The 14770-nt window shown below is 65.4% G+C and carries 15 protein-coding genes; 2 read left to right on the forward strand and 13 right to left on the reverse strand.

The annotated features are described in order from the left end of the window. The first annotated feature begins 85 nt into the window (after positions 1-85). The gene (locus tag AC1RR3_RS03075; RefSeq protein WP_492819199.1) at positions 86-931 is read left to right on the forward strand and encodes a tetratricopeptide repeat protein; all 846 of its coding nucleotides are present in this window, start codon (positions 86-88) and stop codon (positions 929-931) included. On the opposite strand, the gene AC1RR3_RS03080 is transcribed toward AC1RR3_RS03075, so the two are convergent. The 10 genes from AC1RR3_RS03080 to AC1RR3_RS03125 all read right to left on the reverse strand — a co-directional run bounded on the left by AC1RR3_RS03080 (position 921) and on the right by AC1RR3_RS03125 (position 9946). Continuing rightward, positions 921-1640, reverse strand: a complete 720-nt coding sequence (locus tag AC1RR3_RS03080) for a hypothetical protein (protein WP_492819201.1) — start codon at positions 1638-1640, stop codon at positions 921-923. The two genes, AC1RR3_RS03075 and AC1RR3_RS03080, sit on opposite strands and share 11 nt — an antisense overlap. Positions 1641-1783: 143 nt before the next feature. Then, on the reverse strand, positions 1784-2131 hold the full coding sequence (locus AC1RR3_RS03085) for a RidA family protein (RefSeq protein ID WP_018641632.1): 348 nt from the start codon (positions 2129-2131) through the stop codon (positions 1784-1786). A gap of 15 nt (positions 2132-2146) precedes the next feature. Next, on the reverse strand, positions 2147-3268 hold the full coding sequence (locus tag AC1RR3_RS03090) for an NAD(P)/FAD-dependent oxidoreductase (RefSeq protein ID WP_492819203.1): 1122 nt from the start codon (positions 3266-3268) through the stop codon (positions 2147-2149). Continuing rightward, positions 3265-4683 carry an FAD/NAD(P)-dependent oxidoreductase gene (locus tag AC1RR3_RS03095; protein ID WP_492819205.1) on the reverse strand — a complete coding sequence of 473 codons (1419 nt, stop codon included), beginning with the start codon at positions 4681-4683 and terminating at the stop codon, positions 3265-3267. Before AC1RR3_RS03095 ends, AC1RR3_RS03090 begins: the two co-directional genes overlap by 4 nt. Then, positions 4680-4976, reverse strand: a complete 297-nt coding sequence (locus AC1RR3_RS03100; protein ID WP_492819207.1) for a (2Fe-2S)-binding protein — start codon at positions 4974-4976, stop codon at positions 4680-4682. The genes AC1RR3_RS03095 and AC1RR3_RS03100 overlap by 4 nt, the downstream gene beginning before the upstream one ends. Before the next feature lie 27 nt (positions 4977-5003). After that, a complete protein-coding gene (locus AC1RR3_RS03105; RefSeq protein WP_492819209.1) occupies positions 5004-6140 on the reverse strand; it encodes an NAD(P)/FAD-dependent oxidoreductase in 1137 nt (378 codons plus the stop codon). An 8-nt stretch (positions 6141-6148) separates the two neighbouring features. Further along, on the reverse strand, positions 6149-6955 hold the full coding sequence (locus AC1RR3_RS03110; RefSeq protein WP_492819211.1) for an ABC transporter permease: 807 nt from the start codon (positions 6953-6955) through the stop codon (positions 6149-6151). Beyond that, a complete protein-coding gene (locus tag AC1RR3_RS03115; RefSeq protein ID WP_492819213.1) occupies positions 6952-7851 on the reverse strand; it encodes an ABC transporter permease in 900 nt (299 codons plus the stop codon). Before AC1RR3_RS03115 ends, AC1RR3_RS03110 begins: the two co-directional genes overlap by 4 nt. Then, positions 7848-8888: an ABC transporter ATP-binding protein gene (locus AC1RR3_RS03120; RefSeq protein ID WP_492819215.1), complete on the reverse strand. Its 1041-nt coding sequence runs from the start codon at positions 8886-8888 to the stop codon at positions 7848-7850. Before AC1RR3_RS03120 ends, AC1RR3_RS03115 begins: the two co-directional genes overlap by 4 nt. 23 nt (positions 8889-8911) lie before the next feature. Continuing rightward, positions 8912-9946, reverse strand: coding sequence for an ABC transporter substrate-binding protein (locus AC1RR3_RS03125; RefSeq protein ID WP_492819217.1), 1035 nt, complete (start codon positions 9944-9946; stop codon positions 8912-8914). A 277-nt stretch (positions 9947-10223) separates the two neighbouring features. Here AC1RR3_RS03125 and AC1RR3_RS03130 point away from each other — a divergent pair, with 277 nt between their 5' ends. Continuing rightward, positions 10224-11147 carry a LysR substrate-binding domain-containing protein gene (locus AC1RR3_RS03130; protein WP_492819219.1) on the forward strand — a complete coding sequence of 308 codons (924 nt, stop codon included), beginning with the start codon at positions 10224-10226 and terminating at the stop codon, positions 11145-11147. Here the strand turns inward: AC1RR3_RS03130 and AC1RR3_RS03135 are convergent. Genes AC1RR3_RS03135 through AC1RR3_RS03145 form a run of 3 tightly spaced genes read right to left on the reverse strand, consistent with a single transcriptional unit; the run spans position 11137 to position 14768 of the window. After that, positions 11137-12510, reverse strand: coding sequence for an amidohydrolase family protein (locus tag AC1RR3_RS03135; RefSeq protein ID WP_492819221.1), 1374 nt, complete (start codon positions 12508-12510; stop codon positions 11137-11139). The genes AC1RR3_RS03130 and AC1RR3_RS03135 overlap by 11 nt on opposite strands. Further along, on the reverse strand, positions 12507-14090 hold the full coding sequence (locus AC1RR3_RS03140) for an ABC transporter substrate-binding protein (protein ID WP_492819223.1): 1584 nt from the start codon (positions 14088-14090) through the stop codon (positions 12507-12509). Before AC1RR3_RS03140 ends, AC1RR3_RS03135 begins: the two co-directional genes overlap by 4 nt. 27 nt (positions 14091-14117) lie before the next feature. After that, positions 14118-14768 carry an aspartate/glutamate racemase family protein gene (locus AC1RR3_RS03145; protein WP_492819225.1) on the reverse strand — a complete coding sequence of 217 codons (651 nt, stop codon included), beginning with the start codon at positions 14766-14768 and terminating at the stop codon, positions 14118-14120. Between the last annotated feature and the right edge of the window lie 2 nt (positions 14769-14770).

The raw sequence follows: 14770 nt of genomic DNA on the forward strand, positions 1-14770 counted from the left end.
CCTCACGAACCTGTTGATGGACGCTTCAACGGGGACGCGGTAAGCACCGGGAAAATCAACGTGTCTCAAATGAAGAGGCCACCCCGTGAGCGGCAAGCCGAACAACGTCGCCCAACTGCTTCAGCAGGCTTTTCTGGCACTGCGAGCCAAGCAGTTCGACATCGCAAGGCAGCTTGCGACCGAAGCCCTGAAATCAAATCGCACCGACCGGAATGCCGTGCTGATCCTGGCCCATGCCCTGCTCGGCCAGGAGCGCGCGCAGGAGGCGATCGGGCCGCTGGAGAAAGCCGCAAAGCGCAATGGCGATCCGGAAATCGAGACGCTGCTGGGCCATGCCCTGTGCGGCGCAAGGCGCATCGTGGATGGCCTCGCGCAATTGCGCCGAACCGCTGCACGCCGACCGGCCTATCTGCCGGCCTTTCAGGAGCTGGCCGGCCAGCTTGCGAACGCCGGAGAGGTCGGAGAGGCGGTGGGAATCATCGAGGACGCTCTCGCGCTCGCCCCTGCCAGCATCGACCTGCAACTCGACCTCGGCCGCATGCATGTACGGAACAACAACCGCGCCGAGGCGCGCCGCGTCCTGACTGCTGCGCGCAAAGCCGCGCCGGGGCGCGCCGACATCCTGACCGAACTTGCCTGGGCGGAGCTCCTCGACGGCGCCTATGCAGAAGCCGCCGACACCTACCGCCACGCGCTCGGGCTTCGCCCGGACGACACGCTCTCCCGGGCCAATCTCGCGATCTGCCTCATGGAGATAGGCGAGCGCAACAATGGCGAGGCCGCGCTGCGTTCGGTGTTTCGCGGGCGGCCGCATATGCTCGGCCGCGCCGCCTTCGCGATGGCGGCGTCGTCGCACGGCCGCTTCTTTTTCCGGCCGAGCGCGGCGGCGAAGTTTCTGGAGCGCGAGCCCGAACGGGCGGCTACGCCCTGAATTTCCGCCGGTACAGGCCCGGCTCGCGCTTCAGCGCGGCGCGCAAGGCATGAACCTTCTGCGCTTCGTCCTCGGTGAAGGCGGAGGTCTGCCGCGTCCAGTCCTCGCGCTTGACCGGAATGCACTGCGCGATCGGCGTGCCCTTGGGCAGCACGCCGCGAAAGCCGGTGTTGTGCCAATGCGCCGGAAAATGGATCCAGTTGTCGCGATAGCGATCGCAATCGACGAGGCCGCTCAGCGTGGTGAACGGCAGGTCGAAGCGATTGACCGGATGCGTGAAGAACAGCGAATAGCCTTCCGGCACATCGATAGTCCAGAGATTGTGAAACTTGATGACGAAGCGGTCGGCCTCGAACAGCGGTGAGCCGGTGAGCTGGCCCTGATCATGGAAGCTGACCGGCGAGCGCGGAAAATCGATCTCGCCGCCGGGTGGGATATCGTTGTCCCAGCTCATCTCGCCATCCTCGACCTTGAGGTCGCAGATCAGCGGGATCAGGAATCCGCATGTCATCGCGTCAATGAAGGGCGGGCAGCGTTTGACCGTCTCGTCATCCTGCTGATTGAGAGCGCTGAAGGCCGTCGTCGGCATCGCCTTGAGCCACTCAGGAACGCCGAGATTGGCCGGGACCGGCTGTGGCAGCAGGCCTTCGAGCTCCCTGGGGCAGCGAAATTTGATCGCGAGCTTGTTGTTATTGGTCTGCGAGGACATTGGGCATTCCAGCCGAGTGCCCTATCGATAAAAGGAAACTGCCGCGGATCAAAGTCCCGCGGCAGCTCCAAACCATTACATCTTCGTCATGTTGCAGCGCTCCCCCGCGCCGGCGCCGGCAAGGTGGAAGAGCGAAGACGTTATCAGCCCTTGAGCGCTGTGACGACGACCTCGATCAGCGCGCCGCCGCCGAGATCGGCGACGCCGACGGTGGCGCGGGTCGGCAGATTGTCGCCGAAGAACTCGGTCCAGGCCGCGTCCATCTCCTTCTTCTTGGAGAGGTCTGTGACGAAGATCGAGGCGCTGACGACGCGGCTCTTGTCGGTGCCGGCTTCCTTCAGATAGCCGGCGATCTTGCCGAGGATGTTGCGGGTCTGGTCGCCCATCGAGACCGAGGTGTCGTCGGCGATGGTGCCGCCGACGAAGACGAAGCCGTTGGCTTCGACGGCGCGATGCATGATGGGCGTGCGGATGCTGCGGGTGATGCTCATGATGTCCTCGTATTGCTAGAGCGTGGAAGGATGGAAGCGGTCGATGCCGAGATCGCTGACGCGGGTCTGGGTACCGCCATTGACAATCAGCTCCGCCATCACGGCGCCGGCGCCGGGGCCGAGCTGGAAGCCGTGCAGCGAGAAGCCGAACTGGTGGTAGAGGCCCCTGTGGCGGGAGCTCGGCCCGAATACCGGGATGTCGTCCTTCATCTTGGCCTCGATGCCGGCCCAGGCGCGAACGATCGTCGCGCTGCGCATCACCGGAAACAGCTCGAACACGGTGCGGGCGCTGGTCGCGAGGCTCTTCCAGTCCAGCACCGTCTCGTTGCGGTCCTGATAGGGCCTCGCCAGATGGCCGCCGCCGATCAGCACGGTGCCGTTCTTGAATTGCTTGAAGGAGAGTTTGCGGCCGCGCAGGATCACGACGGGATCGATGAAATGCGGCACGCGCGAGGTGATCATCAGCATCGGCGCCACGGTCTCGACCGGAACGGGCTCGCCAAGCGCAGCTGCGATCTTGCCGGCCCAGGCGCCGGCGGCGTTGACGAGCACCGGTGCGGCAAAGGTTTCGCTGCCGACATCGACGTACCACAAGCCGTTGATGTAACGGATGTTGGTGGCGGCTACGCCTTCGCGCACAGTAGCGCCGAGCTGCTGGGCCTTGCGCCGGAACGCCGTCGTCGTCTGCGCCGGATTGGCGGCGCCGTCACGGCGCGAGACCACGCCGCCGGGGCAAGTGTCGGCGACCGCAGGTACAAGCCGTTGCAGCTCGGCGGCGTCGATCAGCTCCTCATGGGTGAAGCCGAGCGCGTTGAGCTCGGCGACACGTGCGCGGCAGACCGCGAGCTCCTCCTCGTTCTCGGCGACCAGCACCTGGCCGTAGCTTTCGAAGCTGCAATCGTCGTCAAGAAGATCTGAAATCTTCTCCCAGATCCCCATCGAGCGGATCGAGAGCGGGATTTCGGGGATGTGCCGCGCGAGCTGGCGGACACCGCCGGCGTTGACGCCGGAAGCATGGCGGCCGGCGTAGTCCTTCTCGATCAGCAACGGCTTCAGGCCGGCGAGGCACAGATGCAGCGTGGTCGAGCATCCGTGGATGCCGCCGCCGATGACGATCGCATCCACGTTTGTGGTCATCCGCGCACCACGGCCTTGATATCGGCCTCGGACTTCGGGACGGCGGCGAGCTCGGCGAGCGTGATCGGCTTCACCGGCGCGCGCAGCCGGTAATAGCCGATCTCCTGCGGAGTCTTCCCGCGCGCCTGCGCCATCAGCTCGGTGACGGTGAGGCCGCAGAGCCGGCCCTGGCACGGGCCCATGCCAGTGCGGCGATAGGCCTTGAGCTGGTTCGGTCCGGTCGCGCCGATCGCGACGGAATCGAGAACGTCCTTTGCCGTCACTTCCTCGCAGCGGCAGACGATGGTGTCGCCCGAGGGAATGCGGAACTGCGGCGCGGGCCGAAACAGTGTGTCGAGGAAGAGACGGCCACGCTCGGCCTTGGCAAGATCGGCACGGAGCGTTGCCGTCGACGCAAGTTTTGCCGCAGCTGCGGGTGCCAGCGCTTCCACCGCCGCACGCGCCGCTATGCGGCCACGCACCACGGCAGCGTTCGCGCCGCCGATGCCGGCCCCGTCACCGGCGATCGCAATGCCCGCGACCGACGAATTGCCGCTCGCATCCAGCACCGGCGACCAGCACAATTGCAGCTCGTCCCAGCGATGCTCGATTCCCGCCGACATCGCGAGGTTCACGTTGGGCACCACGCCCTGATGCAGCAACAGCAGATCGGCCGGAATGGTCTCGCGCTTGCCACCGGCGACATAGCTGACGCTCGCGAGCTGGCCATCACCGGCCGCAGCGAGTTCTGTGACGCCGGAGACAACCTGCACCTTCGCCTTCACCTCGCGCATCATCGACAGGCCCTTGACGAAATAGGGCGAGGTCAAGAATGCGAAGGCGTGCGGGAGCGCCGCGAAATAATTGCCGCGCTCGGTGGTATCGAGGATGCGATCGATGCGGCCGCCGAGACGCAGGATCTGCGCGGCGAGCAGCCAGAGCAGTGGCCCCTGCCCCGCGATCACCGTGCGGCCATCGGGCACCAGCGCCGATGATTTCAACATCGTCTGCGCGGCGCCCGCGGTCATCACGCCCGGCAAGGTCCAGCCGGGAATCGGGAACGGCCGCTCCAGCGCACCGGTCGCGAGGATCACGCGCTTGGCCTTGACGAAGGCAGAGGCTCCGCCGACGGAGACCGCGATGTCGAGATTGCGATCGAGACTCCAGACCGTGGCGCGATGGATGATTTCGGCATTGCTCGCACGCAGCGCCTGCACGAGATCGGCACCGACCCAATAGTCAGCACCGAGCTGGCTGCGTTCAGTTACCGGCGTCGAAGCGATGGCGCGAAACACCTGGCCGCCGGGGCCGACGTTCTCGTCGAGCAGCAGCGTGGACAGGCCGGCTTCGGCAGATGTCGCGGCGGCAGCGAGGCCCGCGGGGCCGGCGCCGATCACCACGACGTCGTAGTCTTCGCGCTTGGGAGCCACAGTCATTTTCCGATCTCCCGCTTGCCCTTCTGGATTTCGATCTGCATGCCCTCGGCGACGGGCACGAGGCAGCCCTGGCGGTTGCCGACGCCGTCGATGGTGACGAGGCAGTCAAAGCACACGCCCATCATGCAATAGGGCAGCCGCGGCGCGCCGCTCACCGCGGTGGAACGGCGTGCGTCGCAACTCGAGGCCAGCAGCGCAGCGGAGACGGTGTCACCCTGCCGCGCCGGGACGGCGACGCCGTCGACGAAGATCTGCACTTGCGGCCGTTTATCCTGTTCGGATCGTCTAAACATGGGATGCCTCTTGGCTCCTTGATATCTCTAATAGCCGCTGGTGTTCGCCGCGCCCGCACCGCCAAAGCGACTGGCCGAGAACGCACCGACCAGCTCGGGCTCGAGCGCGCCTTGCGCAACCATGCGGGCGATCTCGAAAGCGTGGTTGGAAGCGAGCGTCACGCCGGAATGGCAGCAGGCGACGAAGGCGCCGGGATGCGTCTCCGACTGGTCGTAGATCGGAAAGCCGTCCTGCGGCATGACGCGGATGCCGGCCCAGCTTCTGACCACGTTGAGCCGCGACAGATGCGGGAACATGCGCTGGGCACGATCGGTCATCACGGCGCTGATCGAATGCTTGAGCGTGCGATCATCCAGCTCGTCCTCCTTGCTGTCGCCGATCATCACCGTGCCTTCGTCGGTCTGGCGGATCGTGGTCAGGGGATGCGGCAGGAACGGCATGGTACGCTCGGTCACCACGATCTGGCCGCGGGTCGGGCCCATTGGCGCGTAGAGGCCGACCATCGGCGCCAGCGTCTGGTTGGCATTGCCGGCGGCGAGCACGATCTTGGCAGCGCGCAGCTCGCCCTTCGGCGTGGTCAGGCGGAACTCGCCGCCACTCTTGCTGATCGCCGAGACCGGACGCTCCGGGAAATAGTCGATGCCGAATTCCTTGAAGCCGGTGTGGAAGGCTCGGAACGTGCGTAGCGAATTGACGTGGCCGTCGAGCGGGCAATAGCTGCCGCCGGAGACCTCTGGCCCGATCAGCGGCAGCGACTTCTTCACCTCGGACGCGGAGAGCATCTCCATCTTGTAGTCGGCCGCACCCGTCTGGTTGTGCATGCGCTTGACCAGCTCGGTGCGCTGGCCGAATTCGTCCTCGCCAAGCGTCAGATGGAAGCCGCCATTCTGCTGCAGGCTGACGTCGAGCCCAGTCTGCTGTTTCAGCTCGGAAGCAAGCCGGCCCCACGCCTGCGACGCCTGCACGGTCCACACCGTATAGGCCGGCATGCCGAGCCCCTTGCTCTGGACCCAGACCAGCGCAAAATTCGCTCGCGAGGCGCGCTTGGTGATGTCACCTTCGTCGAGCACGGCCACCTTCTTGCCGAGCCTTCCAAGGCCCCAGGCAATGGCGGAGCCGAGCAATCCGCCGCCGACGACGGCGACGTCGTAATCCCCTGACATGAGTTCTCCTATCGTCCCGTATCGCCCTTGCCGGCGAGCACACGGTCGAGCCCGTAGAAGCGATCGAGCAAAATGAGGGCGGTCATGGTAACAGCGATCACGCAGGCCGAGACCGACGTCACCAGCGGATCGATGTTGTCCTGGATATAAAGGAACATGCGTACCGGCAACGTCTCGGTGCCGGGTGCCGCGAGGAAGACGGTCATGGTGAGATCGTCGAAGGACTGGATGAAGGCGAGCGCCCAGCCGCTGATGACGCCGGGCAGGATCAGCGGCAAGGTCACGCGGCGGAACAGCGTCCAGCCATTGGCGCCGAGCGAAACCGCCGCCATTTCGACCGAGAGGTCCATGCCGGTCGCGGCCGCCAGCGTCAGCCGCAGCGCGAACGGAAACACGATGATGACATGGGCGATGATCAGCGCGGCAAAGCTGCCGCCGAGGCCCGCCGAGGTGAAGAAGCGCAGGAAGGCGATGCCGAGCACGACATGCGGGATCATCAGCGGCGACAGGAACAGCGCCGCGAGCGCATCACGCCCGCGGAAGCGATAGCGCGCGAGCGCAAGCGCCGCAGGCACGGCGAACAGCAGCGCCACGAAGGAGGACAGCGCGCCGAGCCCAAGGCTAACCCAGAAGGCGTGGATGAATTCGGGATAGTTACCGATCGCCCTGAACCAGCGCAGCGAGAAGCCATTGGTCGGCAGCGACAAAAAGCCTTCGGGCGTGAAGGCGACGAGGCAGACCACCAGGATCGGCGCCACCATGACGATGACGAAGACAGTGTGGAAGATCAGCGCGAGCGGGCCGTTCCGTCTCATCGGAACACCTCCGCATAGCGGCGTTCGATCAGCGCGTTGCTGCCGACGACGATCAAGACCAGCGCCACCAGCAAGAGCGTGGCGACCGCGGCCCCCAGCGGCCAGTCCAGCGTGTTGAGAAACTCGTCATAGGCGAGTGTCGCCGCGACCTTGAGTCGGCGGCCGCCGATGATCGCGGGTGTCGCGAAGGCGCTGGCCGACAGCGAGAAAACGATGATCGCGCCCGACAGCACGCCCGGCATGATCTGCGGCATGATGATGCGGCGGATGATGGTCACGGGGCCTGCGCCAAGCGACATCGCGGCATTCTCGATCTGCGGATCGAGCCGCTGCAGCGCCGCCCACACCGACAGCACCATGAACGGCATCATCACATGCGCGAGCGCGATCACCATGCCTGTTTCGGTGAACATGAAGGGAATGGGAGAACGGATCAGCCCGGCCGACATCAGCAGCTTGTTGACGAGGCCGTTGTTGCCGCCGAACAGCAGCGCCCAGCCGAGCGTGCGCGCCACGACGGAGATCAGCAGCGGCCCGAGGATGACCAGCAGGAAAAAACTCTTCCAGCGGCCGTCCATCCGGTTGAGGATGTAGGCTTCGGGCGCGCCGAGCAATGCGGTGAGCAGCGTGGTCAGGATGGCGATGCGAAACGTCCGCCAGAACATTTCCGCGTAATAGGGATCGGTCGCAATCTCGCGCCAGTTCTTGAGGATGAAGACCGGCTCGATGCCCTTGTACTGGCCCCAATCGTGGAACGACAGCATCACGGTCATCGCCAGCGGAATCAGCAGCACGCCGACGAACAGCATCAAGGCGGGTGCCGAGAGCAGCCATGGCGCGCGTGCAATTCGCGCATCGGCGGCCCCCTGCGGAGACGTGTCTGCGACCGCGCTCATGCGGCAGCCCCAGTGCGCACGCTCATGTCTTCAGGCCGCCAGGCGAGATAGACCGCCGCGCCTTCCGTCGGCTGCGACTGGCCGTCGTTCTGGCGGATCACGATCGCAGGACCACATTCGCTCTCGCACTGGAACAGCCAGTGATTGCCCTGGAAAATGCGGGTGACGATCTTCGCGCTGAGGCCGGCATCGCCAAAGCCGATCCTTTCAGGGCGAATACTGACGGTCACGGGACCGCTGAGGCCAACCGGTGCCGGCGCGCTCCAGGAGCCCGCCACCACGCGCGCGGGCGCCGCGGTCCGATCGATCGTCGCGGCAAAGTCGTTGGTCTTGCCCAAAAATTGCGAGACGAAGGCCGAGGCCGGCTTCTCATAAGTCTCCTGCGGCGTGCCGATCTGCTCGATCTTGCCCTGGCTCATCACCACGATGCGGTCGGACAGCGACATCGCCTCGTTCTGATCGTGGGTGACCAGGATCGTGGTGGTGCCGATCGTGCGCTGGATCTGGCGCAGCTCGATCTGCATCTCCTCGCGCAGTTTTGCGTCGAGGTTCGACAGCGGCTCGTCAAGCAGCAGCACGCTCGGCTTGATCACCAATGCGCGCGCCAGTGCGACGCGCTGTTGCTGACCGCCGGACATCCGGCGCGGATGGCGGCCCTCGTAGCCGGCAAGGCCGACCATCGCGAGCGCGGCGCGAACGCGCTCGGCCCGCTCACCGCGCGGCACGTTGCGCATCTCGAGGCCGAAGGCGACGTTCTCCGCCGCGGTCATGTGCGGAAACAGCGCGTAGCTCTGGAACACGATCCCGAGCCCGCGTTTGGCCGGATGGATCGCGGCAAGGTCCTTGCCCTCGAGGCGGATCGCGCCGCGTGAGGGGTCAAGGAAGCCCGCGATCATCTGGAGGGTCGTGGTCTTGCCGCAGCCGGACGGGCCGAGGAAGGAGATGAACTCCCCCTTCCCCACCGACAGACTGAAGTCGTCGACCACAGTCTGCGCGCCGAACTGTTTTGCGACCCGATCGAGCTCGAGATAGGCCATGACGCTGTCTCCGCTACGAACGATCAGCGTTCGACCTCGCGATTCCAGCGCTTGGTCCACTCCTCGCGCTTCTCGTTGATGACGGTCCAGTCCGGATTATAGAGTTTTGCCGCGCGCTCGCCGATCGGGGCCATCTTGCCGAACTCCGGCGGCACCACCAGCGACTTCAGCACCGGGCCGTAGCCGTATTCCTTGAGCATCACGAGCTGGATCTTGGGTTCGAGCAGCATCTTGACGAAGCTGGAGGCGAGTGGCGAGGCGTTCGGCTTGGTGATCGGACAGGCGGTCGTCAGCAGCGTCGCCGCGCCCTCTTTCGGATAGACGAAGTCGACAGGAAAACCGGTATTGGCAAAGCTCTGCACGCGGCCGGTGCCCCACACCGCGATCACGGCCTGGCCAGACTGGAACAGCTCGGTCATCTTGCCCGGCGACGGCTCGTAGGCCAGCACGTTCGGATTGATCTGCTCCTTGAAGATCTTGAAGCCGGAATCGACATTGGACTCGCCGCCGCCGTTCATCTTCGACAGCATCACCAGCGCTTCGAGGCCATAGGTGTTGTTGATCGGCGGGATGACGAGCTGCTTGGCGTATTTCGTGTCCTTCAAGTCGTTCCACGAGGTCGGTGGCGCCCAGCCTTTTTCCGCAAACACCTTGGTGTTGTACATCAGGCCTGTCGCGACGATGCCGATCGCGACGGCGCGATCGTCCTTGAAGCGGGCGGTGTCGTAGAGATCGGCCGGGAGGCTGTCGAGCTTGCCGCAGAAGCCGAGCTGGATCGCCTGGTACATCGGGCCGTCGTCGACGATGGCGACGTCGATCTGCTGGTTGCCCTTCTGCGCCTGGAGCTTGGCCAGCGTGTCGGTGGAGTTGCCAGCCACGTACTCGACCTTGACGCCGTTCTCCTTCTCGAAGGCCGGGATCACCTCGTCGCGGATGGTCTTCTCGAACGAGCCGCCGTAGCCGGCGACATAGAGCGTTTTCTGCTGGGCCGATGCGACCGACGGGGCGGCAATGAGTGCCGCGATGCTGACCGCTGTCAGAAGGCGAAGAGTCTTCATATGGACCGATCTCCAATACCGGAATGAGGTGACGTGCCGACGAGTCTCGCTGGCTGAAGCGCGTTGCCGCATTTCCTTCCGCGCAAACCCATCTCCGATCAGGGCTCCGGCCCCTGCTCGGCGGGTTCTGGCGCGATCTGGAGGTTCGAATCCCTCCAATCTGCCGAAAAAGCGGGCTGTCTCCAGTCCTGATGAAAAAGATCGCAAACTCGGGCTTCCATCGTCCAATGAATAATGGCACCCTCTGCATGCCTAAATGTTATGAATGGAATCGGATATGGCCCGGATCAATTCGCGGCAGGTGGAGGCCTTCCGCGCGACAATGCTCACGGGCAGCGTGACCGAGGCGGCGGCGCTGATGAAGGTGACGCAGCCGGCGGTCAGCCGGTTGCTGCGTGACCTCCAGGCGTTGCTCAAGATGGAGCTGTTCGAGCGGCGTGGCACCGGCCTCGTGCCGACCGCTGCGGCGATGGCGCTCTATACTGAAGTGGAGCGCTCCTTCGTCGGCCTCGAACGCATCACCGCGGCGGCGGAAGAAATCCGCGGACGCCGCACCGGCTCGCTGCGCATCGCAGCACTGCCGGCGCTGTCGAACGGCTATCTGCCGCGACTCACCGGACAATTTCTGAAAGAACGGCCGAACCTCAACCTTGCCTTCTTCGGCGTGATCTCGCCGATCGTGGTCGATTGGGTGTTGAACAACCAGTGCGACGTCGGCTTTGCCGAGGTGCCGATCGCGCATTCCGGCTTGCCAAGCCAGCGGCTGCCGGCGCCGGCCCGCGTCGCGGTGCTGCCGACCGGTCACCGTCTCGCGGAGAAGGAAGTGCTGGAGCCGCGCGACTTCGAGGGCGAGACGTTCATTTCGCTGTCGGCGGGATCGTCGAGCCGGCATCTCGTCGACCAGGTCTTCCATCGCCACGATGTCCGCCGCGTGCTCCGGGTCGAAACCACGCTGTCGGAGATCATGTGCGGCATGGTGTCGTCGGGACTAGGGGTCGCCATCTGCGATCCCTTCACCGCGCAGGAGTTCTCCACCCGCGGCGTCGTCGTGCGTCGCTTCCTGCCGCGCATCGACTTCGAATTCTCCGCGGTGTTTCCGGCGCAACGCAGCCCCTCGCCGGTGGCGCTGGATCTGGTCGAGACCATGCGCAAGGCGCTGGCCGAATTCGACGATCTGCCCGAGGCGGCGCTCAGCCGTTGAACGCGGCCTGTGCTTCCGGCAGGTCCCAGATCTTGCCGATTGCCGCGGTGCCAGCCGCGGTGATCGCCGCCTCGTCAGCGCCGAGATAACGCCCGGCATCGACCAGCATGCGGCCGTCGACCATGACCTGATCGATATTGGCGCGGTTGGCGAGTGCGATCAGCGCGCGGCGCGGATCGAACAGCGGCTGAAGATGGGGATGGGTGAGATCGACGATTGTGAGGTCGGCGGTGGCGCCGGGCTCGATCCGGCCGAGATCCGGCCGCTTGATGACGTCGGCGGCAACAGCCGTATTCGCCTCGATCAGCTCGGGCGAGTTGGCGACATCGGCACGCGCCGAAATGACCTTGGAAATCAGCGAAGCCGCGTTGAGCTCGCCGAGCAGGTCCATGTTGTAACCGTCGGTGCCGACCACGGTGCGGACGCCATGCTCGGCGAACCGGCTGAAGGCTGCGGTAATGCCCGCACGCGCGAACACGCGTGGGCAGTTCAGCACGGTCATGCCGCGCGCGGCCATCAGCTTGAGGTCATCGTCCGAGCTGAACATGCAATGTGCCGCCATGAGATCGGGCGCGAGCAACCCGAGCCAGTCCAGATATTGCGCCGGCGTGCGGCCGCCATAGCGCTTGCCGATGGTCTCGACCTCGCCGCGGCTCTGCGCCATGTGCGTCGTGATGGGTACGCCGAGCTCGCGCGCGCGCGTCGCGCAGGCCTTCAAGAGATCGGGACCGCAAGTGTCGGTCGCATGCGGGCTCATCGCAAGACTGATGCGACCATCGCCGCGATTGTTCCAGCGCTGGTAGAGCGCGTCCCATGTCGCCATGTCGGCGGCGCCGTCGTCGCCGGAATAGCGGACCACGCCATCGGCGCCGGCCTTGGCATCCGACGTCGAGAACAGATAGGGCGCGCCGTAGAAGCGGATACCCATCTCTTCCGCAGCGTCGAACATCTCCGGGATCGAGTTGCGGAACGGCTCCATCACCGTGGTGGCGCCGCCCTTCAGGAGCTGGAGAATGCCGAGCCGGGCGACCGCGAGCCGCTCCTCTGCTGACAGGATTTCGGCACCGCGCTTGGTCAGCGGCAGCAGCACCGTATAGACGATGCTCTGGCTGTTCTTGCGGCCGTTGCCGTCCTCGCTGTGGCTGCGCGCCACGGCTTCAGAGAAGCAGTGATTGTGCAGGTTCAGCAGGCCCGGCAGCACGAAGCGGCCGGGACGATCGTAGACCTGATCCGCACTCGGTCTGTCGCGCGTCACCGCGGCGATCTTCTTGCCTTCGACCAGAACCCAATGGTCGCGCAGCACATCCTGCGCGCCGTCTTTCCGTGACAGCACATAGCTGCCGAAAATTGCCGTGGTGCTCATGCGGGGCGTACGTTCCAGAAGACGGCGGTGCCGTCGAGAATGCCGGTGATGGCTTTGCGATAGGCGGTCGGCTGCTTGTACAGCCCGATCGGAATATAGGGGATTTCCTCGAACGCGACCGCCTGGATCTCGCGGCAGATACGCTGCTGCTCGGCGAGTTCGGAGGCCGCCAGCCACTGGCTGCGCAACTCGCCCATCTTCGTGCTCGCATACCAGCCGGCGACCTTGCCCTCGCCACGGATGTTGGTGTTGCCGGCCGGGTTGAGCCAGTCGATGCCCTGCCAATTGCCGACCGCGGCGCTCCAGCCGCCCTGCCCGATCGGATCCTTCTTGAGCTGGCGCTGCAACACGACGGCGAAATCGAGCCCGGCATATTCAACGTTCATGCCGGCCTTGCGCAGCGTGTCGGCAGCGATCTCGCCGAGCGGCTTTTGCGCCAGCGAGTTGGTGGGGACGAGCAGCACGATCTTCTCGCCGTTGTACCCGGCGGCCTTCAGATCGGCCTTGACCTTGTCGTAGTTGCGCGGACCGCGGAACACGTCGAGACCGACCTCGCTCGCCATTGGCGTGCCCGGCGCGAAGAAGCCGATCGGCGACATCTGGAAGGCGGGATCAGTGCCGGCCACCGCCGTCATGAACGCAGACTGATCAATCGCCCCCAGCAACGCGCGGCGGATGGCGGGATTGTCGAACGGCGGCTGCAGATGATTGAGTCGCAGCATGCAGGCGTAGCCGCGGGGATCGAGGATGCGCGTCTCGATATCGCCGGCGGCCTTGATGATCGGCAACAGATCGTGCGGCGTGGTCTCCTGCCAATCCTGCTCGCCGGTCTGGAGCGCGGCGACGCCGGTGCCGGCATCGGGCGTGGTGGTCCAGACCACGCGGTCGTAATGCACGATCTTCGGACCCGCGGTCCAATCCGGCTTGCCGTCGGTGCGCGGCTGATAGCGGTCGAATTTGGCATAGGCGTTGCGGGCGCCCTGCACGCGCTCGTCGGCGAGATAGCGGAATGGACCGCTGCCAACGACTTCGGTCAGCGGCTTGAACGGGTCCTGGCTCGCCAGCCGCTCCGGCATCATGAAGCAGGGGTTGATCGCGGCCTTGCCAAGGGCCTGCGGCAGCAACGGGAACGGTCGCTTGAGGCGGAAACGGATGGTGCGATCGTCAGTAGCGGACAACTCGGCGGTCGCCTCGATCAACTCGCCGCCAAAACCGTCGCGTGCCGCCCAGCGACGGATGCTGGCGACGCAGTCGCGGGCGAGCACGCGCTCGCCGTCATGCCAGAACAGGCCATCACGCAAGCTGAGGTCCCATTGCAGCTGGTCGCCGGAGATGACGTGGCCCGACAGCATCTGCGGCGAGACCTGGAGCGATGAGCTCATGCCGTAGAGCGTGTCATAGACCATGAAGCCATGGTTTCGCGACACCTGCGCGGTCGAATAGATGGGATCGACGAAGGCAAGGTCGATCACGGGAATGAAGCGCAGCGTGGTCTGGGATTCGGCGCGGACGATGCCGGGAAACGACAGCGCCGGCATTGCTGCGGCAGCCCCAAGGAGCGAGCGGCGAGAGATAGGCATTACAAGAGGCTCCTGAATCGTTTCTTCTTATGTGTTCAACAAGACCGCGCCGATCGCCGCGGCCACCGCCTGCTGTGCCGGCTCGACCACAGGCACGCCGATCGCATCCGCAATCGCCGACCGATGCGACGCCATGCCGGCGCAGCCCATCACCACGACGTCGGCGCGGCATTGGGTGACTAGGGCGCGACCGGCTTCGATCAACCTTCCCCGGATGTCGGCGCCAGCCGTTTCCGCCGCGCTCGCACCGACCGACCAGCTTCCGGCGTAGCGGCTGTCAACGCCCATCACCCGCGCCATGCGCTGCTGGCGGCGGATGCTCGACGGCGACAGCGCGATGATGCCGAAGCGTTCGCCGAGCATCAGCGCGCGAAAGATGCCGCATTCGGCGATACCCATCACCGGGCGGCCACCGGCCGCCTCGCGCACCGCATGCAGGCCGGGATCACTGAAGCAGGCGAGCACGAAGGCATCTGCATCGTCGCGCGACACGCGGCTGACCAGCGGCATCACGACGCTGTCGGCATCGCGCTGCGAGCTGATGCCCGGCGGTCCCTCGGCAAGACCGACCACCTCGATATCAGGTCCGCCTGATATCCGCAGCGGCGCAACCGCGTCGTCGATCGCGGCGGTCACCGACGCCGAAGAGTTGGGGTTGATGACGAGGATGCGGGTCATGG

Source organism: Bradyrhizobium sp. GW821-FHT13H05 (genome assembly GCF_058804065.1).